The following is a 24,972-nucleotide window of genomic DNA, read 5'->3' on the forward strand; positions in this document are numbered from 1 at the left end:
TAGTAAGATACTGATGCTAGTCAGGCACCTATATTAGCCAGGTACCCATATTAGTCAGTGACAAACGTTAAAAACGGAGAGCGCTATGGAGAGCAAATCAACACCATCAAATAAAAAACTGACTGGATGGCTGTGTGTCGCCGTGGTTGGTATGTTTGGTTTTGGCTTTGCTCTGGTTCCGTTATACGACGTGATGTGTGATGTATTAGGAATAAACGGAAAAACGAATACCGTATCAGCGGTTCAACCCGTCGGTATGCAGGTGGATGAATCTCGAAAGATTCGCGTTGAGTTCATGGCTCACATTAATCCAGATATGCCGTGGAGCTTCGCGCCTCAGAAAGTCTCCATGGATGTTCACCCCGGAGAAGTGATTCAAACGGCGTACCTGGCAACGAATAACACTAGTCAATCATTAGTTGGGCAAGCCGTACCTTCGGTATCGCCGGGCACGGGCGCAGTGTATTTCAATAAAATTGAATGCTTCTGTTTTAACCAACAGCCACTTGATGCTAATGCAAATGCAGAAATGCCCCTCATCTTTTACATCGAACCCGACGTGCCAGAGTCTATTCATACACTGACTTTGTCATACACGCTTTATAACATTACAAGTAGTGTCTCATCAGATGCCACGACAACCACCAATGTGCAGAACACCGTCAGTCGTAGTCAAGGTAGCAAAAGCGCACTTAACAGGGAGTTAAGCAATGAGTAAACCTCAATCTTATTACGTACCAGCGCAAAGTAGTTGGCCCATTGTCGGCGCTATTGCTTTGTTCCTTGTCGCCGTTGGCGCAGGTTTGACTGTGCAAAACTTAGAAGTCGGTGGGGCGGGCAGTACCATTGGTAAAGTGGTACTGGTATTGGGCTTTGTTGTGTTGCTTTATATGCTGTCAGGCTGGTTTAGCAACGTGGTAACGGAATCGCTGGCCGGTCTTTATTCAGAGCAAATTACTCGCTCGTTTAAGCAAGGTATGAGCTGGTTTATTTTTTCTGAGGTGATGTTCTTTGGTGCCTTTTTTGGGGCGTTGTTCTATGCACGAATGATTTCGGTTCCTTGGCTGGGAGGCGCAGATAATAACGTAATGACGCATGAGGTATTGTGGCCAGCATTTGAAGCGATGTGGCCATTAACGACAACGCCAGATGGTACGACGACGCAAGCGATGCCTTGGCAAGGACTCCCACTCAAAAACACCATCCTACTGTTGTTGTCTTCTATCACTCTGCATATGGCGCATGTCAGTTTGGAGAAAGACAAACGCACTGCACTCATTGTTTGGTTAGAAATTACGATAATTCTAGCGGTGTGTTTTTTGTATTTTCAGGTGGTGGAATACGCGCACGCTTATCAAGATATGGGGCTCACTCTTCAATCCGGTGTCTACGGTAATACCTTTTTTATGCTAACCGGATTTCATGGGTTGCATGTGTGCCTCGGGACGATATTTTTAATTGTGTTGCTGTTTAGGATAGCGAAAGACCACTTTACTCCGAAAGACCATTTTGCGTTCCAAGCGGGGAGTTGGTATTGGCATTTTGTTGATGTGGTTTGGTTGTGTCTGTTTGTATTTGTCTATGTGTTGTAAATGAGCATGAGTGACAAGCGTACGGACAAGCCAGCGATTAATAGGGCCTAGCATTAGGAACAAGAATGCCACTAGTCAGGGCAATGATTAACAACAAGACCACGATGGCAGAAAACAGTACTCGTCGTCCTAGGTAATAGCTCATCGGTTTTTCAGAGGTTGAATCGTCTTTTACCATTCGAATTAGAGCAAGGGCCAAGTTGAAAATAATGAAGAGCAGTAGCAGTACCAGAACAATTTTAAAGACTAACGGGGTCAACATAGGTTCTCCTCAACCAAAGCGTGCAGCCTCGGGCTGGTTTTGGGCGGCGTTGATTTTAACTGTGGTTGTGTTTTCTGTATTGGTCAAATTGGGTTTATGGCAATGGGACAGAGGATTAGAAAAACAGAACATTGAACGGATGTTAGAAGAGAGAGAGCAGCAGCAAGTGGTTGAGTTATCAAGCTTGGTTATTCCCAACGCCAGTCAACAAAACGAGGCTGACTATTTGAGGTGGCTCGGCATGCCAATTGTCGCGAAGCTGCGGCCACAGCCGATCTTGTTCTTCTTAGATAATCAAACAGTCGACGGTAAGGTCGGCTATTTAGTCTATCAACTCATGCACAGTGAGCTAGGTAGAAGCGTCTTGTTCGAAATTGGTTTCACTCCAGTGATTGGAGGAAGAGAAGTGCTTCCAGCGGTTAATCCTGTCACGCAACCTATGTCAGTCACTGGCCGCCTTTATCAAAAACAACGGAACCCATTAGGGAACAAATTGTATTTGGAGGCATTCGAGCCATCTCATATCGATGGTTTAGGCACCGTGCAGACCTACAGGGTTCAACATTTAAATCTGACGGCTATTTATGACGTGGTTGAACAACCAGTATTGAGTTGGGTCATACAACCAACCGATGGTTCTACGGATTATGTTCATCCTTGGAAACCTATCTCAATGAATGCTAACAAGCACTTTGGATACTCATTGCAATGGTTTTCGATGGCAGCGGTGTTCGCCAGTATCATGATATTCGTTGCTTTCAAAGTCTTTAAGTCATCTCGCAAGGAGGCGCCATGAGCCAAGAAACGACATTAAAGAATCGCCCAGACAATAAGCTTGATAACGATATGGGGTCTCCCAACACTGATCCTGTTCGTCCCTCTCCGTGGAAAGGACGCTTGACCTTAGTTGTCTTGACACTCTTTTTTGCGCTGCCGTTTATTTTCGCCAAAACAATCTTGAGTAACCATTGGTATCAATCAGGGGCGACAAATCATGGTGCCCTCATAGAACCGCGTATGACATTCACGGACCTTGGTTTAATTAATCCACTGCAACAGGAAAGTTGGCAGCTTGGTTATGTGATGCCTTCGGTTTGTGGTGATGTCTGTCAAAACCGCCTGTATGTCATGGGGCAAACCTATATTGCGCTGGGAAAATATAAAGAGCGAGTCACCCCTGTGGTTTATGTTTTTCCGGGTCAGGCGATTCCAGATCTGCCTTCCTCGGTTATGCGAATCGAAGTGAATCCGCAATTTGTCAGTGTGGTGCCAAAAGAAGGGTACATTATTGTCGATACGCTCGGACAGATGGTGATGTCTTTTGCCCCTGTAGATAGCGAATACCAAGCCGCGAACAGTAAAGGGCTGTTGTCTGATTTACGTAAAATGCTCAAATTATCCCGAGTAGGATAAAGAATCACCTCCAAAAAACTGAGTATGTTGTAGGCGGACGAATGAGAACAGACAACCAGTAAGCGCCGTCAATCCATGGAAGAAAGGAGTCGCTATGAACTTGATGAACATAATTAAATTAAGTTTGCTGCTTACGATTATTGTTATAGCAATGGGTGCGTATACCCGTCTAGCTGATGCAGGGCTAGGTTGCCCAGATTGGCCTGGTTGTTATGGTCATCTTACCGTGCCGACTCACAAGGTGGATGTTCAGGTTGCCAATACGCTTTATCCCGAGCGGGTTGTTGAACAAAGCAAGGCATGGCTTGAGATGATTCACCGATATCTCGCGGGCGCATTAGGGCTCCTTGTGTTTATGATTACAGCGATAGCCCTCTCAAAAGAAAGGGCTAAACTTGGTGTCGTTTTACCGTTGGCGTTGTCAATTATTATTGTTTTTCAAGCGGCGCTCGGCATGTGGACGGTCACACTAAAATTGATGCCAATTGTTGTGATGGGACACTTACTTGGTGGGTTTACCATGTTCTCACTCTTGTTTGTTAGCTACCTTCGATTGCGACCTCGTGTCACTTTACGAAGGGAGAACATACAACCGCCAGAAACCGCGGCATTACTACCAGGTCGAAAGGTCTTCCAACCCAAGGTTGTAAAGACGCCGAGTGAACATGGTAAGGATGACCGTGATGTTCATGATAATCGGAATGATAGAAGTCGTGACGAAAGCACAAGTAACGGCGGGGATAAGCCTGATCGGTATAGCCCCCATGTTAGCCGGCCTGATCGATATTCGATTGACGTAAATTCACGTCAGTCACCGCTAAGCGCTGCCACCTCAGTGGTTCCAAAAACGCTTAAAATGTTGGCTGGTTTTGCATTAGTCGTGACCATTATTCAGATTATGTTGGGGGGCTGGACATCATCCAATTACGCGGCAGTGGTGTGCACGAGCTTACCGATTTGTGAAGGGCAATGGTTTGATTCGTTAGATTTTGTCACCGCTTTTACGCCGCTGCACCTTGGCGTGGATAGCTATGAATTCGGCATTTTAGATTATGCGGCCAGAATGACCATTCATGTCACTCATCGTCTCGGCGCCATCGTGGTTGCATTTACCGTGGGCATGTTGGCTTTTAAATTAATGCAACAAGAGCCCGCAGTGTTCAAGCAATTGGGGCGCGGTTTGGGGATAGTTTTAGCCGCACAGTTGGCCCTTGGCATCAGTAATGTTGTCTTTCATTTACCTCTGGGTATTGCGGTGCTGCATAACCTAGGGGCGGCAATCCTTTTACTTACCTTGATTAAAACAAATTACATTATTCGTACGGCCGTGATGAGTCAAATAGAAAAGCCAGTATTCACCGTTGTTGAATCTAAATATGCAATGACACAAGCAAAAGCGTCTGGAGACAAGGAGAACACTCTATGAGTAAATCAACCATAGCATCGAATAATATTCGTATCGCGCAGGGCGCTGCTAATCAGAAGGCCCATTGGCGGGTGTATTTGACGTTGACTAAACCCAAAGTGGTGGCGTTAATGATTCTTACCGCGTTAGTAGGAATGTGCCTCGCAGTGCCTGACGTATTGCCATTACAACAGACGGTGATGGGGCTGATAGGGATTGCCTTGATGGCGGGCTCTGCGGCGGCGTTCAATCATTTGATTGACCGAAGAATCGACGGCATCATGGCGCGAACACACAAACGACCTTTGCCTTCAGGCGACTTGAGTGTAGCGAAAGTGTTTGCCTTTGCAGCAGGCATCGGTCTGGTTGGATTCGTGATTCTAGCGACAACGGTCAACTGGTTAACCGCTTGGTTAACGTTTGCGAGTTTACTGGGATATGCGGTGGTGTATACCTTGTATTTAAAGCGCGCAACACCACAAAATATTGTTATTGCGGGCATTGCTGGTGCCATGCCACCGCTACTTGGTTGGACGGCCGTGACAGGAGAGCTTCATGCAAACGCTTGGTTGTTGGTGATGATCATCTTTATTTGGACGCCTCCTCATTTTTGGGCACTGGCTATCCATAGAAAAGACGATTACGCCAAAGCGGATATCCCAATGCTGCCAGTGACGCATGGCGTCGAATATACTAAAACGTCGATTCTACTGTATACCATTTTACTGGCGTTGGTGTGCTTGATGCCAGCATTGGTTGGTATGACAGGGTTGCTGTATTTAGTAGGCTCAACCTGCCTTAGTGCTGGGTTTATATACTATGCATGGAAACTTAAATATGCATCAGATGAAAAAACGGCGATGGATACCTTTAAGTTTTCTATCATTCATCTAATGGTCTTGTTCGTTATATTGCTGGTTGATCACTATTTACCCGTATAGATCGACGGTGAGGTATATAAGCGCGCAGAGTGACGCTTGGGTGAGGGGCATAAAGCGCGTTTATTTTGATAAAAAAATGTGCTCAAACAATGCCGTATGTAGCGGTTTTTTAATCATTGTTCCGTCATAGTAGAAGAACATTATTTGTTCGTGGATGCTAGATTTTCATAGGAGTCAGAATGCGAGGCAATGAAATAAAAAATGTCGTGTTTGATGTAGGTAATGTGATCGTGCGTTGGGCGCCAGAAGAGATTGTGAGATTGACGTTTGGTAACACAGAGCCACACGCTGAACGGGCAAAAACTATTTTTCAATCTGATATTTGGAGCGCGTTGAATAAAGGATTACTGACGGAACAAGAGGCTTCAGCACGTTATATTACCGAGCAAGGACTGTCGGCAGAAGAATGCGACCAATTATTTTATTACGTGAAACACACCCAGTTGGTGTTGCACGGTTCAGTGAATTTGATTGAAAGAGTGAAACACGCTGGGTATGGCGTGTATGCGCTTACTGACAATGTGGTGGAAATTGTTGACTATCTCAAAACCAATTATGATTTTTGGTCACTATTTGATGGTGCAACGGTGTCTGCGGAAGTTGGGCTGTTAAAACCGCAAGCTGCAATCTATCAATCGTTATTAAGTGACCATAACTTGAAAGCATCAGAGTCAGTTTTTATTGATGATATGCCATACAACGTTGAGGGCGCTGAAGCGGTGGGTATGCATGCGGTACAATTTACCAATTCCACACAATGTGAATGTGCATTGAAAGATCTAGGGTTAATATTTTAGCCGCTTTTAACTCGCGGCTCGTTGTTTACTTTTGGTTTCGCTGCTCGATTTTTCTAAATAATATTGACAGCGAAAAACACAGCAAGAAGTAACACAATCCAACGATGAGCCAAATTTCAAATATTAAGCCTGATGAATTGGCCATCTCCGTCCCAACAAATGTCATTTCTTGTATGGAAATTAACGATACGATAGAGGTGTCTTTAACCAAAGAAATAGCTTGTCCAGCCAATGCCGGGCTTATTAATGTCAGTACTTGTGGGGCAATGACGTCCTTATATTGGCTCCAAGTTGATAGCCCTAATGTGTTGCCCGCTTCCCACTGTCCTTTGGGTATGGAAGACAGCCCTGAACGGACGATTTCTGCGACGTAAGCCGAAGACAATAACCCAATGCAAATTACGCCAGACAACAGGTTTTCCCACAAAGCACTTGGACCAAACAAAAAAGACTGCACCGCGTTGATGGAGCCAGAGTACTCGCGTAATAGTGATGTTAATCCGAGTAGCGGTATCAACTGATTTGATACAAAAAAGTAGAAAATAAAAATGAAAACCAGTGGCGGTATATTTCTGATCAGCTGAATAAACAGATTAGCAGGAATGCTACACAGCTTCATAGCAGAGTGCTTGGCAAGCCCTAGCAGCGTACCGAGCGATAGTGCGAGCGCCATTCCCCAAAAGCTCAACCTTAGTGTTGATATGAAGCCTTGAACGTAGTAGGGCAGACTGCCTTCGGCTCTGGGTGTGAAGACAAGTGCCAAGGCCTCAGCCCAGCGCCACTGGTAATGAATTCCGATTGACGAACGATAACCAAGCCAAACTACGCCAATGATTAATAACGCAATAAGCGCTAAATCCATAGTATTCGGACGCCACCAGCGTGATACACGTTGATGTCGCTGTTGAGAGTTAGCAGTATTCACTTCGCCTGCCGATCTCTCGTCGCGATATAGCTTAGACACTGGTTGATCGTTCGTTTTTGTCATAGGTTACTGCCCACTTGCGACCTGATTTTGCCAATCGAGTGTGGAGAACCAGTACTCATAGCGTTCTTTTAACCACCCATCCTCTGTGCGAGCTTGGATCCATTCATTGAAAAAGGCGGTTTTGTCCGTCTCGCCAAGTCGCACAGCAAAGGCTTCGTTGCCTTTTGAGAGCCTGTCTTCAAATGGGATGAACAAGGCGTCGGCGTGTTTTACCGCTTCATGCTCTGGTTTTGGGCTTGAGGCAATAACCGCATGGGCGTTGCCATTTAATACTTCCTGAAAAGCTTGTGCATCGTCATCAAACTGAAGGATTTTAGCTTTAGGGAAGGTTTCACGAGCGACCTGAACGGTAAAGGCACCACGTCGAGCCGCTATTTTGATGCGACGGGAGTCAAAGTCTTCGATAGATGAAAAATCGCCAGCCAGTTTTTTGCTTGCGGCAATTTGTACACCAGAATGGGAGTAAGGTTCTGTAAATAAGACGCTTTTTGAACGTTCAGGCGTAATCGACAACCCACCAATGATGACATCAAATTTTTGTGATAACAGCGCAGGAATGATGCCGTCCCAGGCTGTTGGGACAAATTCAACCTTCCATCCTGAATCGGCGGCTAGTCTTCTGGCGACGTCGATTTCAAAGCCAACGAGGTCACCTTGTTTATCTCGCATGGCCCAAGGTACAAATGTGGACATCCCCACACGTAATGTGCCTCGTTCATTAATTTTATCAAGGTTGGGCGTTTCAGTCGCGTTAGCGCCAAGTGACACAGCCAGCCCCAACACAATTGCGGTTGCTGCGCTAATGATGTTTCTAAATTTCCCTTTCATAATGTCGCTCCTTAAGAACAATTGAGATTAGGTGTGTTTTTCTGTGCTAAGCCGATGTTCTAGCCAAGCGGATAAGGCGGATAATGAGAGTGTCAGTACTAAATAAATAGCAGCCACAGTGAACCAAATTTCAAATGGCATCGCGGTTTCTGAGACAATGTTTCGTCCTTCAGTGGTGAGATCGAAAATGGCCATTACGCTCACTATAGATGAGTTTTTGACGAGTGATACCACCTCGTTAGTCAATGGTGGGAGAGTGCGCCTGATGACTTGAGGAAGGATCACATCATAGTAGGTATAGAATGGCGAAAGGCCAATCGTTCGGCAGGCTTCTCTTTGTCCTTTTGGAATATTGATGAGACCTGCTCTTAAGATTTCAGCCGTGTAAGCACCTTGAAATAACGCTAAGGCGAACACAGCGGTAGCAAATCGATCGAGGCCAATTATAGGACCGAAAACGAAATACAGCAGGTAAATTTGTACCAATAATGGTGTGTTACGGATGCCTTCAACATAACAGTGGGCGATGCCTCGTCCTATTATGGAGTTAGACAGCTTTAGCAGCGCCGTTGCGAGTCCGAAGATTAACGTAAAGGCAATGGCAACAGTGCTAATTTTGATGGTGACAATCAGCCCTTCTAGTAATTCAGCAGGCCACCATTGACCATCTTCATAAAAGGCTAAGTAATCGGGAATACGTTCCCATTGCCAGCGATAACCCATGTTCTGAGCGCCACTGTCGAGTAACCAAACCAGAGCAATGATGACCACCGCAATTTGCAGCGCAGCAGACACAACAGGTCTTAGTATTTTGGCAAGCATTGGTATTGTTAACGAGATTTTGGCCACCATCAATGGTTTAGTATCTTATCTAAGAACGCTTTTGTGCGTGGGTGCTGAGGGGAGTCAAAAATGGTTTGCGGAGAGGCCGATTCGATGATGCATCCCTCATCCATAAATATCACCTTGTCCGCGACACGTTTAGCAAAGCCCATTTCATGTGTCACGCATAACATAGTCATCCCTCCTTCTGCCAATTCAATCATGACATTGAGCACTTCACTGATCATTTCTGGGTCAAGCGCTGAAGTCGGCTCGTCGAAGAGCAAAATCGTAGGTTTCATGCAAAGGGAACGAGCAATCGCAACTCGTTGCTGTTGACCGCCAGACAGCTGTGCAGGGTATTTGTTGGCTTGTTCGGCTATTTTTACTCGGGTCAGCATTTCCAGAGCTCGTTCGTTGGCTTCCTTTTTCGTCAACTTTAATGTTCGAATGGGGGCCAACGTTAGGTTTTCAAGTACGGTAAGGTGTGGAAATAGGTTGAAATGTTGAAAAACCATACCAATCTGACCTGGTAAGATATGTTTAGAATGGTTGGGTTGATCTAAGACGCTGATCTGACCTGAATTATGCTGCTCCAAGCCGTTAATACAGCGAATTAGCGTTGACTTTCCTGAGCCCGATGGCCCACAAATAACAACAATTTCGCCTTGTTTAACCGTGAGGCTTACAGCGTTGAGCGCTTGAAACCCACCAAACCATTTATCGACATTATCAAAGACTACTGCGTTCACTAAAAAGCCATTTTTTTTGTTATTTCTCCATACCTTATCAACAACGGTAACCTGCCTCAACACTAATAAAGCGTGCTTGCATATCGATATGAGTCACAATGACACTTATGTGTTATAAAAAACCCAGTATGCCGTAGTCTTAATGACACAATTTAAATGTGGATTTAATGTTAAATGCCATTAATTACAACTGGTTATGAAATTTTAGTTTTTGGCATGGTTAGTGCAATTAAGCTTGAGTTAATAAATGGCTTTGACAATGTATCAAAGCAAGGAATTTAAAACACTGGAGTTCTTTATATGTTCTGTATTCAATGCGAGCAAACTATCCAAACCCCTGTTTCAAAGGGGTGTTCTTACTCTCAAGGTATGTGTGGAAAAACGTCAGAGGTTTCTGATCTACAAGATGTACTGGTTTACGCCTTACAAGGGGTTTCTTTTTGGGCAGAACAAGGCCGTAACGTTGGCATTATTGACCACGAGATTGATCAATGGGCACCTCGTGCATTCTTCGCAACATTGACCAATGTTAACTTTGACCCTGAACGTATTATTGAACTCGCAAACCTAGCGGCTACTTATAAATCACGCCTACAAGAGCAAGTGACGGCGGCTGCAACGCTTCAAGATATCAAATTAGACACCTTGTCTGCGGCTGCTCAGTTTGATCTTCCAACATCAAAAGAAGCGTTGCTAGCATTCGCGCCGACAGCAGCAGTAAACCGTGGTCACGATAGCCTACATGAAGATGTCATTGGGTTGCGTTTATTGTGCTTATATGGATTAAAAGGTGCAGCGGCTTATTTAGAGCACGCGCGAGTATTATCTCAAACTGATGAAACCGTGTACGCTGAATATCACCAGATCATGTCTTGGTTAGGTACAGACCCAACAGAGCTTGAGGCGTTACTAAATACCTCTATGCAAATTGGTTTGATGAACTACAAAATCATGGAGATGCTGGATAAGGGTGAAACGGATACCTTTGGTCATCCTGAGCCAAGCCAGGTCAATGTCAAAACGGTCCAAGGTAAATGCATTTTGGTCTCAGGGCATGACCTTCATGACCTAGAGAAAATCCTTCAGCAGACCGAAGGCAAAGGCATTAACGTTTACACCAATGGTGAAATGCTGCCAGCACATGCTTACCCTGAATTGAAAAAGTACCCTCATCTAGTGGGTAACTATGGTAGCGCTTGGCAAAATCAACAAAAAGAGTTTGCTAACTTCCCTGGCGCGATTGTTATGACGTCAAACTGTTTGCTAAACCCAGATGTAGGTCAATATGCCGACCGCTTGTTTACTCGTAGCATCGTAGGATGGCCAGGCGTTGTCCACCTTGAAGGGGATGATTTCGGTGCGGTTATTGAGTGTGCATTAGCGCGTGAAGGCTTTAAACACAACGAGATTGAACATATGATCACTGTTGGGTTTGGTCGTAATGCATTGATGCAGGCAGCACCAGCGGTTGTCGAGCAGGTAAAGGCCGGCGCGATTAAGCACTTCTTCCTAGTTGGCGGTTGTGATGGGGATAAATCTGAGCGTAGTTACTACACAGATTTCACGGCTCAAGCACCAGACGATAGCGTTATTTTGACGTTGGCGTGTGGTAAATTCCGTTTCAATAAAAATGAATTTGGCGACATTAATGGCATTCCTCGTCTACTGGACGTTGGTCAATGTAATGATGCATATTCTGCCATTCAACTTGCCCTCGCACTGGCGCAAGAATTTGATTGCGGAATCAATGAATTACCACTGACACTTGTGTTGTCGTGGTTTGAGCAAAAAGCCATCGTTATCCTGTTAACTCTATTCGCACTGGGTGTGAAGGGTATCTACACTGGCCCAACAGCGCCTGCGTTCCTAACCGATAACCTTCTGAAAATCATGCAAGAGAAGTTTGATATGCGCGGTATTACAACCGTTGAAGAAGACTTGAAAACTATCTTGGCAGCTTAATCATTAGGTAAAAGAAATGGCGCCCGTCTGGCGCCGTTTCTATTTAGAGGAAACGTAATATGGCATGGTCTAATTCACAATCGATTGCGCTAACGTGCACTAAAAAATGGTTTGAGACGCCGGATTCGGTTTCGTTCGAACTTTCTTCTCCTGCCCAAAAAGTAGACTTTAGATTCAAATCAGGGCAATTTTCTTCATTGGGTTTTGATATTGCTGGTAAGAAGGCTTATCGCGCTTATTCAATAAGCTCAATGCCAGGGGAAAACTCGCTCAAATTTACCGTCAAGCGGGTTAAGGGTGGCCAAGTTTCCAATCACATCGTTGATGACCTTGAGCTAGGCGAGCATGTAGACGTGCAAGCCCCGCTGGGAAGCTTCAATAATATTGACTGCCTACCTAAAGCTAAGGTGCTGATGGTCAGTGCAGGTTGTGGCATTACCCCGGTTATGTCGATGGTGGATGACTGGTTATCAAAATCTACCGATGTTGATATTGAATTTTTGCATCTTGCTAAAAGCAAACAAGACGCCATTTATTTCGACAGGCTTACAGAGCTAAGCAAGCACACGGATAATTTCACACTCAAAATGTTGCTAGAAGACAATTCGGGTACTGACTTTCCACAAGGCTTGATCAGTTTGGATTGGCTCACAAAGCTGGTGGCTGATTTTCATGAGCGAACCATCTATTTATGTGGCCCAACTGGCTTCATGGAAGTGGTGAAGTCGGCATTGGAACAGGCGCATTTTGATATGTCGCAGTTCTATCAAGAAAGCTTTACGCCTGTCTCCAATACTCAAACGGTTGAAGACAATAGTACCGTTCAGGTGGTAGTCCCTGATTTTGGTGTTGAGTTAGAAGCCGCATCGGGCAGCTCACTTCTAGAAGCGTTAGAAAAAGGGGGCGTTCCAGTCATTGCCGCCTGCCGAAGTGGGATCTGCGGTTCGTGTAAGTGCAAAGTCAAAGTTGGACAAGTTAAATCGAGCAGCGTAGAAACGTTGACAGCAGAAGAAATAGAGCAAGGTTTTGTCTTAGCCTGCTCGAGTCAAATCGAATCGGATGTTGAGATCGCGCTTAACTAGTGAACAAAAAGTAATCGGATTTATCGCACGTTTGATGCCTGATTAATCGCAGGGGTGAGATGTCAAGATGCAATTTGGAATAACGTTTATTCCAAATTGGTGATGGGTTGTTGCTACGATGCCAACTGCCCACTCACTCTTAATGATATCTTGATATGAATAAACTACTACTTACTGGCTCGTTATCTATCCTTTTCTCTTTTCCCGCCATGGCGAACATTATTATTGATAAATCAGGCGTCGATGAAAAAGACTACGTCTACGATTTACACCAATGTGAAGAACTCAGTAACCAAGTGCAAAAGGGACAAAGCTCTGGCGGCGCGGTGAGTGGTGCGGCAAAAGGGGCGGCGTTAGGATCGGCCGGTGTCGCGATTGCGGGCGGCTCTGGGACTGAAGGGGCGAAAAAAGGCGCGGCTATTGGTTTGGCAACGGGTGTTATTGGTAAAAATCGTTCTCGACGCGGAAATGAAGAACAATATCAGAATGACCGTCAAACGGTCGTCAAAAACTGCATGACGAATCGCGGTTATGTGGTGTTAAATTAATACGCTGCTATTCCTAGCAACTAGGATGACTTGTCGTCACTGAGTCGCTGAATTAAACGGTATGATATGGAAAAAGGTGGCTATTTTGCCACCTTTTTCTTTATTGAAGTCTCATTCTTTGGGCTTAGCCTTGTGCGGGACGAAGCATAAACCAATACGGAAAGTTCTCACTTTTCGACAGCACTTCAAAGCCACGTCTTTCAAAAGTGGTCACGACTTTTTCACTCGATGCGACAACGTAAGTGGGTTTTCCAGCCGCGTCAGCTTGGTCTGTAACGGTTTTGATGAGCGCGCCAGCAAGCCCTTTGCCTCCTGCATCAGGAGAAACGCCTAAGCCCCACAGCCAGTAACAGTCCTGAAGCGGAGGAACGGCCAGCATTTGCTCACACACTTCTTTCGCTAGCTCAATTTTGTTTGAACCCATCATTCGAGTAACGATAGCGAGCAACTCCATCTTTTGCATCACATCGGCTTGGTGTTTGCCGGGTGAACGCATAATGACACAGCCCTCATCGTCTGGCGTGGTGTAGACCTCTCCTCCTGCCAAACCCCATTCCCCTATTGCCCAACGCCAGTATGCGTCATGGGCAAAATCGGCGGCTTGATCTTGGCGTAAAGCAGCTTGCATGGCTTCATTGTTGGCATAAGCAGCGATAAACATATTGCTGAGTGCAGGGACCGAGGTGTAGTCGGCTTTTATGATATTCAGTGTTGACATGTTTATTCCTTATGGTGTGCTTTAAATCGATGAACTCACCGAGACTAACTTTTCGCGTGAGGTTTTATTTGAGATAATTATGCTCATACGTGCAAACAAATAAAACAGGGCAGAGAAGTATTGTCAATAACATCACGTGATATGAACGAAATAGGTCAATGAACCTACAAAGTCGTATCTTATCCTTTCGGTTAGCGATCGAAGAGAGATACAAGCGACGGTGGTTAGGTAGCGTAACGTTAGTGATATCTTATCTTGTGACCAAACATGTTGCTGTTAAGTTCCCTTTGATAAAGAAACGTGTGTTGAATGGTTTGAGAGTAGCGGTCAAAGGACAAAATAGTTCGATCAGAAAGGCGGACTTTTCATGCGGTTTTTCGCAATGTGAATGCTAAGGTTTGACAATTTTTGGGCGTATCACAAATGCCAAGTCTGAGGTGATGACAATAAAAATCGAATAATTGAAAAACCATCCACTTACGTCGTCTTCCTTGTGGAAACGAGTATCTCCCATAGCGTGTGGCTACCTTAAAACAAAAACGAATTCTGAAAAGCAGACACACAACGCGCTGATGACGATCCTCTTTTTCAAGGGGATGACGGCCATCTTGGTTGGTGGGAGTAACCACATGCTAGAGTGCATTCTGCGCTTCTGAAGACCTAACTGATAAAAGCTATCCTTAATTAGCTAACATAACACTCAATAATTCGTCATTCCTTTGAAGAAAGGAATCTACCGGCAGCACTCGAGAAACCAAAGCAGTATTATAGGTCGGCTGACTTAGTTTTGCCTCAAAGCTTATTGCGCTTCCACATACGTTACAGATAATGAGCTAGTGTCGATCTACAAAAAGTAATGTGTGGAAAAACCCAAGACATGCCTCCTTATATACGTGATGCAAGCGTCACTTGCTTAAGTCAACATCACTATACCGTGCATTAATACCACGCTAGAGGTCAATCTGGTTCGCATATCAAAATAGCCGTCGGGGCCTTCACTTTGGTTCTCTTCTCTCATTGACCTTTCCGCTCGCCACACTGCTATGTAGCCAATGATAAGGATCAGAGTGGTGAGAAACTCTTTCTGCTCACCGAGTAGCACCGCTAGCCAAGCGGCCAATACAATGACATTGCTCAGAATTAGACCTTTGTTGCTGGATTGACTTTCGAAGTTCTCTATCCCATTGCTCCATAAGATGCCCGACAAAAAGCTCAAGATCACCACGCTGTAGCTGATGAAGAGTGTTTCGCCGCTCAAGGTAAAGAGTTGGCTGTCGGTGAGCGATAACCACAGGCCGAATAAAAAGGGCACTAAGCCCATGTAGCCGAGCTTGGCCATAGTGCTGCGCGTGTGAGTTGTCTCCACGTAGTCTGAACTCATAGCTGCTGCTCTATTGCATTTTTGAGGGTAGTACTGGTTGGCGATGTAGAACTTGGGAAGGTGGCTACTACCTTACCTTCTTTGTTGACTAAGAACTTGTAGAAATTCCATTTCGGTTTGACGCCTGCTTGTTGTTGGATTTTCGAAAAGACTGGATTTGCGTCAGGTCCAGAGAGTGATGCTCGCGCCATCATCGGAAAGGTCACGCCATAATCTAGGTAGCAGATTTTAGCAGATTGCTCCTCACTCCCTCTGTCTTGACGAAAATCATTACTGGGGAAACCAACAACCGTGAACCCCTGATCTTTGTACGTTTGGTGGAGCTCCTCAAGTTGCTCGAACTGAGGAGTGAAACCGCACTGACTTGCCGTGTTTACAATCAATAAAGTTTTACCTTCAAATTCTTCACACAGTTCAATCTCTTCGTTTGAATTTAACAACCTTTGTTTGCCATCAAGTATCTCAGGACAGCTTGCTGAAAAGGCGAGTGGGCTTGTTAGGCTAGCAATTAGGGTGGTGGAGCACAGCAGTGAATGTTTCATAGGTCCGACTCATTTTTAGATTGCGCTACCTTTACTACGGTTGATCAATTTGAAATGATCACTTAAAAGACCGTAATCGCTTAAGAATCAGCTATCGGTGAGTAAATAGGGCGCCACTAAGCGCCTGATATTTATCTCGGCTCCAAGGAGGAGAGCCCAGCAGGTACATGTCTCTAATTTTACTGCGTAGGGATAGAGCATCGGCTCGTGGTGCGTGCCAATACTCTCGGTCCATGCTGAGTATGGCTTCTGCTTCACGAAATGAACTGCACCATTAATATTGGACACCAAATTAAGCGGCTTTGGAATTTACATATCGATAGTTATTCGTGAGTCGCTGTTATTCGATTTTTGCAACTTATTGTTGTCCTAAAGCTTTGCTTTTGGCATTTTTTTCTCAAAGTGCCAGCTAGCTCAGATTTGCCCCATTTTTTGTTTCAAACCAATCACAAGAACCGTCATCCCCTTGAAAAAGGGGATCTCATTCAGCGCGTTGCGAACTCGATGTACTTAACTTAATCAAATTTTTTCAATTGTCTACGCGCTTTGTGAGATCCTCACTTTCGTGAGGATGACGAATGTTGTTAGTTGGAGGGAAAAGGAAACTAAACCGTTTTTGTCCAGAGGCTCCTCAGCGCGATCATCGCTAACAAAGTTCTGCCCCAAGACGTTTTAGTTAATACTATCAATAGCAAGTTCCAATCAGCGTGATGACATACTTTTTCTAATCTTCGAATGTCGATAGGTTCCAGACCTTACCAATTATTAAGTCTATTCACTAAACAAATACCAAGTCAGGACAGATTGCAAAATGTCATTTATCCTGCCTTGTTACAGACGAAAAATTGACTTAAGTCTATGATTTGATTTGGTGGGTGATTTACAGTCAATCTCATTACTGGTTAAATAGGCGGCAAGATAAGCGGCAACTTACCATATATAAAGCGTTAAGTTTTAGGAGAGTCCAGTGTCATCGCTGATAGAAAAAATTAAAAATCGTAGCGAAAATATTAGAAATCAACGAAATACTTTCGTGTCGAAATTAGAAGAACTAAATAACACTCTCTCTGAGTCTTTAAGTGGGGTCGATGTGTGGGCGCAGTCTGCGCAAGAAACACTTGAGATGATTGGTCCTGATGATTGGATCTACGGACATTTATCTTTTAGTGATGGGGAGCTAAAAGTAGTATATAGATCAACAGAAGATGATTTTCATGACTCCATGAGTCAAGTGCCTGAAGAATATCAAACTGTTCAAACGAAAAATTTAAAATCTTGCCCTATTAAATGGCTTGAAAGGCTTTCTTCCGAAAAACAAATAAATTATCTTTTATCTAATATCGAAAAGTCTTTAGCTTCAATTGAAAGTAACACTATAGGCTCAATTGATTCATTAAATAAAGCCCTTGATTCACAATCAGAAGAAGTTGCAAACGAAACAATTAATGCACTTAAAGATACTAACTCTGAAGAGCTGCTGCGAGTCTGGCTTAAAGCAAGAAGCTCTATTCAATCAGATCCTTCAGATTCAATAACTCGATCTTCAAGTTATTTAGAGTCTGTTTGCAGGCTTGTATTAAAAGAGACTAATGAACCTTTGCCAAATAAAAAAGACATAACTAATTTAATTGGCGCGGCAGTAAAAGCACTTGATTTATCTGATAACTCAGAAGCTAACAACGATATGAAACAGTTATTTGGTGGAGTTAAAAGTATCTTTTCAGCCGTAGGGTCAATGAGAACGCACTTTGGAACTGCGCATGGCTTTACTCCAGGAGACTATGTTGCCCCTGAGCATTATGCTCGGTTAATTAACGATGCTTCAGCTACAGCAAGTACCTATATACTACGCAGGTTGAAACAAAAACTTAACAAGTCACTAAAGCAGGACTCGTAACAGTTGGCTCGGTTTCGCTTCGCTTCACATTTTAGCCAACAATTACTCGCCTCTTAGTGAGGCGTTATAGGTATTCTTATGGTTTCGCGTAGAAAAATTAAAGAGGCACACGAAAATAGTGTCTTAGCTTCATTCGGTGAATACTTGAAAGGCAAAGGCCAATCACTAACCGTGAAGACTCAACCAGATCCACCAGATGCTTTTGTAGAAATTAATGGCACTGACACTTGGATAGAAATTACCGATGCATTTTACAGCCAAGATGTTGCCATTAGCATAACTTCTTATGGCGCAGATGACGTTCCTCACAGACCTTCACAAGGTGGTTTAGTTGCTGACCCTGATGAAACAACCACTAGCAAGGTAGTATCAGTTATTTCTGAAAAACTTCACAAGCAAACAATGACTTCTATAGCCAACTCAAACGGAAAAGGAACACTTTTAGTTGGGTTGTATGGCCCTTTTTTTGATTTAGATGAAGTTGCTAATAATTTCCCTGAAACTTTAAAAGCCGATCTAGCAAATCAACAGATATTCGACTCGATTTATTTATACGAAACCTGTAATACGAATGTACATAAGTATAAAAAGGTTTTGTAATAAACCCCTTAAGTGAGTGTTAAGTGGGATTATTCGGTAATTACCCAGCGCTTATACATAAGTAGCTGCTCATTCTTGAAGTCGGATATCGTTCATCCCGTCTTTCAGATTGGCAAGGGAGAGTTACAGGAAAATCCGTCACCAAAAACGTTATTTATTCAGAGGAATTAATGAGCGATTTAATAGAGCAGAAAACATCTCAGAAAGTACTGGATGCGGCATTAAAAGTGCTAGAAGCAAGTTCACCTGTGCTTAGTGCTTTAACTGGTGTTGTGATTGAATCTGCAAAAGAGACCGAAAGGCTTCAAGGTACTGGTGAACTCGAAGCTCTTGATGCAGAAGCAAGAAAGCAAGCCATCTCTCTTAATATGGCAAAAATGCAGGCAGTTGTGGCACAAGAGTTGGCTATTGCTGAACGTATTAAAAATGCTCATGAAGTAGAAATTGAAGAGTATTACGAAGGTGCAGGAGCCGCTGGTTTAAATGCTTCAGGTAATCTTGATGGGGCATCAATCAGCTTAGGAGGAGAAAGCCGTAAAGTAACGAAGCGCGTGTACCGCTTTACTGGTGATAATAACCAACACCAATTATAGCAAGGCTAAGTTTATTTGGAGTTCAGCACATGAAAATTAAAACGGGCACAGATGCTGATTATCATCAATGTATCGCAATTAAACACGAGTACTTCAAGTGTCGTGATGCCTTTGAGCAGTTTCGGAAGTCTGCGGAACATTTAATTTTGTCTGAGCATGACAAATACAAGTCTTATCGTACATACAACTCATATTCATACTTTATACATCATTTATATGAGTTCCTATTAGCCTGCCATGCAAGAGATTTTGAAAACAAAAATATTACGAACAAAAAAGGTATCGAGAAAAATCAGTTCATTGATTCCCTAATCACGGAGGATGCTTATCGTGTGGTTAATGGGAGAATTGACCGTATTAAACGTGGAAAAGCTCCAAGTTATGAAAATGACATTTCTCACTATGAAAGTTTTTTACCGATACCAGTCTCATTTGCACAAAATTTCAGGGTGTATCGCAACAAGATAGCTGGCCATGCTTCTTATGAACGCACCAAAGATCTTAATCTAACGGACTTTTATTTAAAGTACCATTCTTACCTGTACTTACTGTTCGTTGATGTTGGTGAGTTTTGGGGGCGGCAGGGAGATGACTTTCCTGAACTTGAAGATGTTACAAATTTCATGAAAGCTATGACGCGAGAATAGACTGAACAAACATTTAAGCTATCAAGATACTTTTTCTAATCTGGAACAAGTGTTTTAGAGCGATAGACCTAAAACACTTTTGTCCACAAACGTGCCAGTTCGGTTTTCATCAGCTGTTTTCGTCAACGCAAAACAGACTCTGGTATGTTGTTACTCCCACAAATAAAAACTATTCGTCATCCCCTTGAAAAAGGGGATCTTCATCAGCGCGTAGTGACCCTCGTTGTGACCCTATTCGTGTGTTATTCATTTCTATTTAAGTCAGTCACACGCTGATGAAGCCCCTCGTCTGCAGGAGGATGACGGCCTAATTGGGATGGTTGGAAGAGCCTAGTAATTTAAGACTGCTCTTTCTAAGTAATATCGTAGATTTGATTCTTAATTTCGGCCAATCCGCTATTTCACTACAAGCTATTACTTGGCTGACATTAATGAAAGTAGTGGCTCAATCAATGAGCCATTACCTTCATTGGTCAAACGTTTCCTTTAACCACACGTAGACCATGTGATTTTTTGGTCAGCGCGCGATTGTTGGTAGATATCGGCGCACATAGGCTTGGTAAAGTCTACGGTTGCTGAGAAATTGATATTGATTTGAGAGCCATTACCTTCGTTGTAATAGGTCGTGTCACCGGTTTCCAAGCTGTAGACGTAAGTCTCCCATGTCGCATAAGATTCTTGGTTAGTCGGGTCGACAAGATCTTGAGGAACCTTATTACCAAAGTCGAATATTCCTTTCATTTTACCGCGAACATCAACCCAGTCAGCATTACCATCTAAGCTTATATTCGCCGTTGCATGATAACCACGAATATAACGGTCTCGAGAGCTGATAGAGCCAGGTAGATTTGTGGCATCATTAAGGTCAAATTGCTCTGCATACTTCAGTACATCTTGACGTAAAGGCGCGTTCGCCATCACTCTCAAGTCACTGTTAATGTCTCCGCGGTGAACAACCATCTTGCCACCTTCATTTAGTTGGAACAGGGCAATGTCACCCGACTTATCTTGAACCGAGAAATGGAAACCGTGTTGATGGCCTCCAATACCAGTAATCCACGCAGTTTGAAACTCTCCCGCTTCAAATGCCGTTACCGCTTGGTCTACCGTCGCGAATTGAGTCGCCAGAAATTGCACGATATTCGACATATGGACAGCTGGTGCCCCAGTGTCTTGCGAACTATTTACAAATTCTACGGAAGGGTTTTGATACAGTATTGATGCCGACAAACCTTTATCATTGATGGCTTCACCAGAAGTACTGTGGAATGTTTCAACCTCAACGTAGTCAATAGTGTGGTGCTTAACTGTCCATGACGCAGGGTTTTGATACTCAGGTACATCGAAGGTGGTAATTTCAGTGCCAACAGGCAGAGCCTTTGCGATGGATTGTAATTCCGAGCCACCCCAATCAAACGAACGAGCCACGGTTACACCGTGTGTCTCACCGCCATCCATTATAAGGCGTGAACATGCATTTGCTGTTGATAGGCCACCAATAACAGACGCCGCTGTGATGGCTGCCAAAGCGATTTTATTGAATTTGAAGTTTTTCATGATAATACCTCTAAGATTAATTTGTAATCAGGTTTATCGCGCTAAGCTGCAATGTTTGCCTGATTGATGGTGCTATCATGCGCCAGAATCGTTAGACTAAGAACTAGACCAAGGATGGGAACAACCCTCTCTTGTGGTAAAGTTAAAATCTAAGCAAAAAATCCGGATTTTTTAATGTCAGCATCTTTAGAACAATTAAACGCATTTGTAATAACGGTCGATAAGGGCAGTTTCAAACAAGCGAGCTACCAGATTGGGAAACATACGTCTACCGTGAGTGGCTTAATCGCGAATTTGGAAGCCGAGCTTGGCGTTGAACTCTTTATTCGAAAGCCGCGCTCATTAGAGATAACTCCAAATGGTTTGGAGCTATATCAATATGCGCGCTCAGTGATACGTGAATACGATCTGTTCGACGTTAAAGCAAATAGTCTTCTTGAAGGGCTGCCAAGCAGCCTAACTATTGCTGTTGACAGTGACCTTATGGGGAAAGAGCTTAGCGAGATTTGTGACAACGTTTTATCCACCTACCCAGCTTTGGAGCTCAAGGTGCTCAGCACTGACCCATTGCAAGTTCGGGGATATGTATTAAATGAACAAGCCGACGTAGGGTTTGGGGTTTCACTCTTTAGTGGTCATCACGAACTTACACTTGCCGATGGTTATTCTTTTGATGTCACCTTTGTGGCCTCGCCAAGTTTAGAGTTTAAAGAACAAGTGATCCCTTTAGAGCAAATTCGTGGTCAGGTACAAGTTGGGGCTTTATTTATGAAACAGCTTGGCAAACAAGATACACATAACCTGAGTTCACGAATCATCTATAGTAATAATTGTCGTAGCACGCTAGATTTACTCTCTCACAGCAACGCATGGGCGATGCTACCTGGCTTTATTTGCGAACGAGCTATTGCTGCTGGTGATTTGGATGAATTTTATATCTCACCAACAGGCGCTTTGCGAGCGAATCAATGGGCAACTGAACTGAGCTGGCTAACGGCAAAACCAAAAAATGCAGCGATGGATTTATTTATTAAGAAAGTTGCACAGTTGCCAAATCGATAATTTTTGTACGAATATCTCCCTAGCTTGAGCAATACACAGCAGCAGGTAGATAAGGGATTTTTAGACGATTCAAATCCAGCCGCACCACTGACACTATCTCGATTAAAGAAGCCAAATAGATACTTCAATTGTGCTTCAAGTGTTGGCCGCCAAAGTTCACTCTGTTTCAGTCAAGCTTTACCCATTTGTCGAGGTCTCAGAAGTAAGTTTTTTACTGAACTGGTTGTTTACCAATCGCCGAACTAGCAAGCATTTCCTTATTACTTGCCCATGTTCAAGTCTTGATATCAATATAGTGAAATTGAAATGACCGTGCCGGTTTCATCAACTTGAATCAACGCTTGCTCAAATTTCGCTGCGCCACTAGTCCAATTCCCACTGAAACCATAGGGCTCTTTCGGAATACCAAATAGGTTTTTGTCTAAGCTTTTGTTCAAGTTAAGGTCTTGATACACAGAGATTGCGTATTCGCCTGGAGCAATGTCATTTAATTTAGCAATCACTTCTTTGCCTTCCTGAGGGGCTTCAATGATGCGGCCAATAGTGTACTCACCTTCAGAAAACTTGGCTTTGTCAGTAAAAAAACCGACGCGGATATTACCTTCTGCGGCTACAAGGCCTGAAAGCTTTAAAGTCACCTCGGCAGCGTTTGCGAAACTAAGTGAAGCAAATAACAGACCAATAATGATAGTCAAACGTCCCATAGTTATCTCCTAGTGTGTGGTTTAATGGGTGAATTAAAGAATTTTGGGTAATAGTAGGCCTGTCTTTTGCTTCCACTCGGCAAATTCAGCATATCGAGCCATCGACTTGTCTTTATTGAGCATGTTTCGAATAAAGAAGCTCCACCAGTAGGCTAAAGCAACAAAAGGAAGCCAATGTTGTGCCATTAGTGCAAAGCCAAGATAGATAAGCATTTCTCCCAAGTAGTTGGGGTTGCGAGTGCGACTAAACAGCCCTGTGGTTATTAACCCCTTGCGAATTGCCAACACTGAATGCTTGTGTGCGTCACTGACAAAATGGAAGAAGCAACCTAGTATCACTAAACCAACGCTCAACCCAATCAACCAGCTAGGTAATACTAATTGCTGGCTGACGATTAAATAGGGGGCTATCCAGTAAGCGCCAAGCATTCCAAACACAAAAATCAAACCTGCTACAGGGTGAATTTCTTCTTCAAAACGTCGATCTCGGAAGCTGTATTCTTTTACCATCCACAAGCCACAGTAGGTGCCATGCAGTGCTAGATAAACCCAAGCTGAAGTTCCCCAGAAGTCGAACCAGGCCATCATAGCCAGAACCACGAAAGGCGTTAGTATTTTATGAGCATTGATGAAATGCCGCACTTGGGTGACACAAGGTTTCGATATTTTCATTGTTGTATCCTGGTTCTAAGTCGTTAAGTTTATATATTTACTGGCCCCATACTTCAATTATTGGAAACGATGGTGACATCTTGGAATGTTGGTGTAACACCCTAGAATTCAGTTGAAGTATGTGGTGCATGTGAAAAATTAGGTGCTTCCATTGAACGTACGACAAAAGTATTGCCGTTCATTTCTAAGGTTGCGTAAGAACACGTATTCGCCTTTGAATAACGCCAAAAGTAGATAAAGCAACGGTAAGATATAAAAGTGATATTTTCATAACAACATCTTTTAAATTGTAAACCGCCAGCACAGTTGTTGTGGTTAGTTCGTTGTTGAGGGTTTCATTATGTCTACAAATTTAGAATGACTAAACTTACATTACGCATCTTTTGGTTGTCTGTTTTTGTAGTGAGTTGGTCAATTGATCTGCTCCCACAAATAAAAACTAACCGTCCCCACTTGAAAAGGGGGGGGGATCTTCATCAGCGCGTTGTGACCCTATTCGGGTGTGATTCATTTCTATTTAAGTAAGTCACACGCTGATGAAAATCCTCGTCTGGACGGGGATGACGGTGTAATTGGGATGGTTTGAAGAGCGATAAGCTAAGCGCTATATGTTCACAAATTAAAATACCCGTCATCCCCTTGAAAAAGGGGATCTTCATCAGCGCGTTGTGACCCTATTCGGGTGTCATTCATGTCTATTTAAGTGGGTCACACGCTGATGAAGTCTTCGTCTGGACGGGGATGACGGCGTAATTGGGATGGTTTGAAGAGGGATAAGCTAAGCGCTATATGTTCACAAATTAAAATACCCGTCATCCCCTTGAAAAAGGGGATCTTCATCAGCGCGTAGTTGAACTTATTCCGGTGTCATTCATTTCTATTTACGTGACTACACGCTGATGAAGTCTTCGTCTGGACGGGGATGACGGCGTAATTGGGATGGTTTGAAGAGGGATAAGCTAAGCGCTATATGTTCACAAATTAAAATACCCGTCATCCTCTTGAAAAAGGGGGATCTTCATCAGCGCGTAGTGAACTTATTCGTGTGTCATTCATGTCTATTTAAGTAGGTCACACGCTTATGAAAATCCTCGTCTGCACGAGGATGACGGCGTAATTGGGATGGTTTGAAGAGGGATAAGCTAAGCGCTATATGTTCGCAAATTAAAATACCCGCCATCCCCTTGAAAAAGGGGATCTTCATCAG

At 43.7% G+C, this 24,972-nt stretch carries 26 protein-coding genes and 1 pseudogene; 15 read left to right on the forward strand and 12 right to left on the reverse strand.

From position 1 onward, the window contains the following. Positions 1-85 precede the first annotated feature (85 nt). Together AB4405_RS12980 and AB4405_RS12985 are read left to right on the forward strand one after the other, a co-directional pair. Positions 86-718, forward strand: a complete 633-nt coding sequence (locus AB4405_RS12980; RefSeq protein ID WP_372061183.1) for a cytochrome c oxidase assembly protein — start codon at positions 86-88, stop codon at positions 716-718. Then, on the forward strand, positions 711-1,592 hold the full coding sequence (locus AB4405_RS12985) for a cytochrome c oxidase subunit 3 (protein WP_372061184.1): 882 nt from the start codon (positions 711-713) through the stop codon (positions 1,590-1,592). The genes AB4405_RS12980 and AB4405_RS12985 overlap by 8 nt, the downstream gene beginning before the upstream one ends. A 37-nt stretch (positions 1,593-1,629) precedes the next feature. Here AB4405_RS12985 and AB4405_RS12990 read toward each other — a convergent pair whose 3' ends face one another. Beyond that, entirely contained in the window at positions 1,630-1,854 is a 225-nt protein-coding gene (locus AB4405_RS12990) for a DUF2909 family protein (protein WP_102532382.1), read from the reverse strand. Between AB4405_RS12990 and AB4405_RS12995 the strand changes: the two genes are divergently transcribed. The 5 genes from AB4405_RS12995 (at position 1,802) to AB4405_RS13015 (ending at position 6,410) form a co-directional block, all read left to right on the forward strand. Next, the gene (locus AB4405_RS12995) at positions 1,802-2,650 is read left to right on the forward strand and encodes an SURF1 family protein (protein WP_372061185.1); all 849 of its coding nucleotides are present in this window, start codon (positions 1,802-1,804) and stop codon (positions 2,648-2,650) included. The genes AB4405_RS12990 and AB4405_RS12995 overlap by 53 nt on opposite strands. Next, positions 2,647-3,267 carry a hypothetical protein gene (locus AB4405_RS13000; protein WP_372061186.1) on the forward strand — a complete coding sequence of 207 codons (621 nt, stop codon included), beginning with the start codon at positions 2,647-2,649 and terminating at the stop codon, positions 3,265-3,267. The genes AB4405_RS12995 and AB4405_RS13000 overlap by 4 nt, the downstream gene beginning before the upstream one ends. 94 nt (positions 3,268-3,361) lie before the next feature. Then, entirely contained in the window at positions 3,362-4,693 is a 1,332-nt protein-coding gene (locus tag AB4405_RS13005; protein ID WP_372061187.1) for a heme A synthase, read from the forward strand. After that, entirely contained in the window at positions 4,690-5,613 is a 924-nt protein-coding gene (gene cyoE, locus AB4405_RS13010) for a heme o synthase (protein WP_372061188.1), read from the forward strand. The genes AB4405_RS13005 and cyoE overlap by 4 nt, the downstream gene beginning before the upstream one ends. Before the next feature lie 179 nt (positions 5,614-5,792). After that, the gene (locus tag AB4405_RS13015; protein ID WP_372061189.1) at positions 5,793-6,410 is read left to right on the forward strand and encodes an HAD family hydrolase; all 618 of its coding nucleotides are present in this window, start codon (positions 5,793-5,795) and stop codon (positions 6,408-6,410) included. A gap of 25 nt (positions 6,411-6,435) precedes the next feature. Here AB4405_RS13015 and AB4405_RS13020 read toward each other — a convergent pair whose 3' ends face one another. From AB4405_RS13020 to AB4405_RS13035, 4 genes are all read right to left on the reverse strand, one after another. Continuing rightward, positions 6,436-7,272 (reverse strand): amino acid ABC transporter permease, encoded by an 837-nt coding sequence (locus AB4405_RS13020; protein WP_372061319.1) that lies wholly within the window; start codon positions 7,270-7,272, stop codon positions 6,436-6,438. Positions 7,273-7,401: 129 nt separating this feature from the next. Further along, complete coding sequence (locus AB4405_RS13025; RefSeq protein ID WP_102532378.1) at positions 7,402-8,226, reverse strand: transporter substrate-binding domain-containing protein; 825 nt, start codon at positions 8,224-8,226, stop codon at positions 7,402-7,404. Positions 8,227-8,253: 27 nt separating this feature from the next. Beyond that, positions 8,254-9,048 (reverse strand): amino acid ABC transporter permease, encoded by a 795-nt coding sequence (locus AB4405_RS13030; protein WP_102532392.1) that lies wholly within the window; start codon positions 9,046-9,048, stop codon positions 8,254-8,256. Between the two features lie 29 nt (positions 9,049-9,077). Beyond that, positions 9,078-9,800, reverse strand: a complete 723-nt coding sequence (locus tag AB4405_RS13035) for an amino acid ABC transporter ATP-binding protein (protein WP_372061190.1) — start codon at positions 9,798-9,800, stop codon at positions 9,078-9,080. 300 nt (positions 9,801-10,100) lie between these two features. On the opposite strand from AB4405_RS13035, the gene hcp reads away from it, so the two are divergent. The 3 genes from hcp (at position 10,101) to AB4405_RS13050 (ending at position 13,392) form a co-directional block, all read left to right on the forward strand. After that, on the forward strand, positions 10,101-11,762 hold the full coding sequence (hcp, locus tag AB4405_RS13040; protein ID WP_102532376.1) for a hydroxylamine reductase: 1,662 nt from the start codon (positions 10,101-10,103) through the stop codon (positions 11,760-11,762). Between the two features lie 59 nt (positions 11,763-11,821). Continuing rightward, positions 11,822-12,844, forward strand: coding sequence for a 2Fe-2S iron-sulfur cluster-binding protein (locus AB4405_RS13045; RefSeq protein WP_372061191.1), 1,023 nt, complete (start codon positions 11,822-11,824; stop codon positions 12,842-12,844). A gap of 155 nt (positions 12,845-12,999) precedes the next feature. Further along, entirely contained in the window at positions 13,000-13,392 is a 393-nt protein-coding gene (locus AB4405_RS13050) for an RNA polymerase subunit sigma (protein ID WP_102532374.1), read from the forward strand. Positions 13,393-13,516: 124 nt separating this feature from the next. Here AB4405_RS13050 and AB4405_RS13055 read toward each other — a convergent pair whose 3' ends face one another. The 4 genes and pseudogenes from AB4405_RS13055 to AB4405_RS13070 all read right to left on the reverse strand — a co-directional run. Continuing rightward, the gene (locus AB4405_RS13055) at positions 13,517-14,110 is read right to left on the reverse strand and encodes a GNAT family N-acetyltransferase (RefSeq protein WP_372061192.1); all 594 of its coding nucleotides are present in this window, start codon (positions 14,108-14,110) and stop codon (positions 13,517-13,519) included. A gap of 913 nt (positions 14,111-15,023) precedes the next feature. After that, positions 15,024-15,491 carry a DUF3429 domain-containing protein gene (locus AB4405_RS13060; RefSeq protein WP_372061194.1) on the reverse strand — a complete coding sequence of 156 codons (468 nt, stop codon included), beginning with the start codon at positions 15,489-15,491 and terminating at the stop codon, positions 15,024-15,026. Then, positions 15,488-16,033: a glutathione peroxidase gene (locus AB4405_RS13065; RefSeq protein WP_372061196.1), complete on the reverse strand. Its 546-nt coding sequence runs from the start codon at positions 16,031-16,033 to the stop codon at positions 15,488-15,490. Before AB4405_RS13065 ends, AB4405_RS13060 begins: the two co-directional genes overlap by 4 nt. A gap of 87 nt (positions 16,034-16,120) precedes the next feature. Continuing rightward, positions 16,121-16,292, reverse strand: a pseudogene (locus AB4405_RS13070) (AarF/ABC1/UbiB kinase family protein); the annotation flags it as partial. A 708-nt stretch (positions 16,293-17,000) separates the two neighbouring features. On the opposite strand from AB4405_RS13070, the gene AB4405_RS13075 reads away from it, so the two are divergent. The 4 genes from AB4405_RS13075 (at position 17,001) to AB4405_RS13090 (ending at position 19,770) form a co-directional block, all read left to right on the forward strand. Continuing rightward, positions 17,001-17,930 (forward strand): abortive infection family protein, encoded by a 930-nt coding sequence (locus AB4405_RS13075; protein WP_372061197.1) that lies wholly within the window; start codon positions 17,001-17,003, stop codon positions 17,928-17,930. Positions 17,931-18,008: 78 nt separating this feature from the next. Continuing rightward, complete coding sequence (locus tag AB4405_RS13080; protein ID WP_372061198.1) at positions 18,009-18,530, forward strand: hypothetical protein; 522 nt, start codon at positions 18,009-18,011, stop codon at positions 18,528-18,530. A gap of 170 nt (positions 18,531-18,700) precedes the next feature. Further along, positions 18,701-19,123 carry a hypothetical protein gene (locus tag AB4405_RS13085; RefSeq protein WP_372061199.1) on the forward strand — a complete coding sequence of 141 codons (423 nt, stop codon included), beginning with the start codon at positions 18,701-18,703 and terminating at the stop codon, positions 19,121-19,123. 29 nt (positions 19,124-19,152) lie between these two features. Next, the gene (locus AB4405_RS13090) at positions 19,153-19,770 is read left to right on the forward strand and encodes a hypothetical protein (RefSeq protein ID WP_372061200.1); all 618 of its coding nucleotides are present in this window, start codon (positions 19,153-19,155) and stop codon (positions 19,768-19,770) included. 486 nt (positions 19,771-20,256) lie between these two features. Here AB4405_RS13090 and AB4405_RS13095 read toward each other — a convergent pair whose 3' ends face one another. Beyond that, positions 20,257-21,327: a linear amide C-N hydrolase gene (locus tag AB4405_RS13095; protein WP_372061201.1), complete on the reverse strand. Its 1,071-nt coding sequence runs from the start codon at positions 21,325-21,327 to the stop codon at positions 20,257-20,259. Positions 21,328-21,501: 174 nt separating this feature from the next. Here AB4405_RS13095 and AB4405_RS13100 point away from each other — a divergent pair, with 174 nt between their 5' ends. Beyond that, the gene (locus tag AB4405_RS13100) at positions 21,502-22,389 is read left to right on the forward strand and encodes a LysR family transcriptional regulator (protein WP_372061202.1); all 888 of its coding nucleotides are present in this window, start codon (positions 21,502-21,504) and stop codon (positions 22,387-22,389) included. Positions 22,390-22,676: 287 nt separating this feature from the next. Here the strand turns inward: AB4405_RS13100 and AB4405_RS13105 are convergent, their stop codons facing one another. Both AB4405_RS13105 and AB4405_RS13110 read right to left on the reverse strand, forming a co-directional pair. Further along, entirely contained in the window at positions 22,677-23,093 is a 417-nt protein-coding gene (locus AB4405_RS13105; RefSeq protein ID WP_372061203.1) for a DUF2141 domain-containing protein, read from the reverse strand. A gap of 33 nt (positions 23,094-23,126) precedes the next feature. Further along, positions 23,127-23,765, reverse strand: coding sequence for an isoprenylcysteine carboxylmethyltransferase family protein (locus AB4405_RS13110; protein WP_372061204.1), 639 nt, complete (start codon positions 23,763-23,765; stop codon positions 23,127-23,129). Positions 23,766-24,972: the final 1,207 nt, after the last annotated feature.

The sequence above is a fragment of the Vibrio sp. 10N.261.51.F12 genome (genome assembly GCF_041471725.1).
In the GTDB taxonomy this organism is placed as follows: Bacteria; Pseudomonadota; Gammaproteobacteria; order Enterobacterales; family Vibrionaceae; genus Vibrio.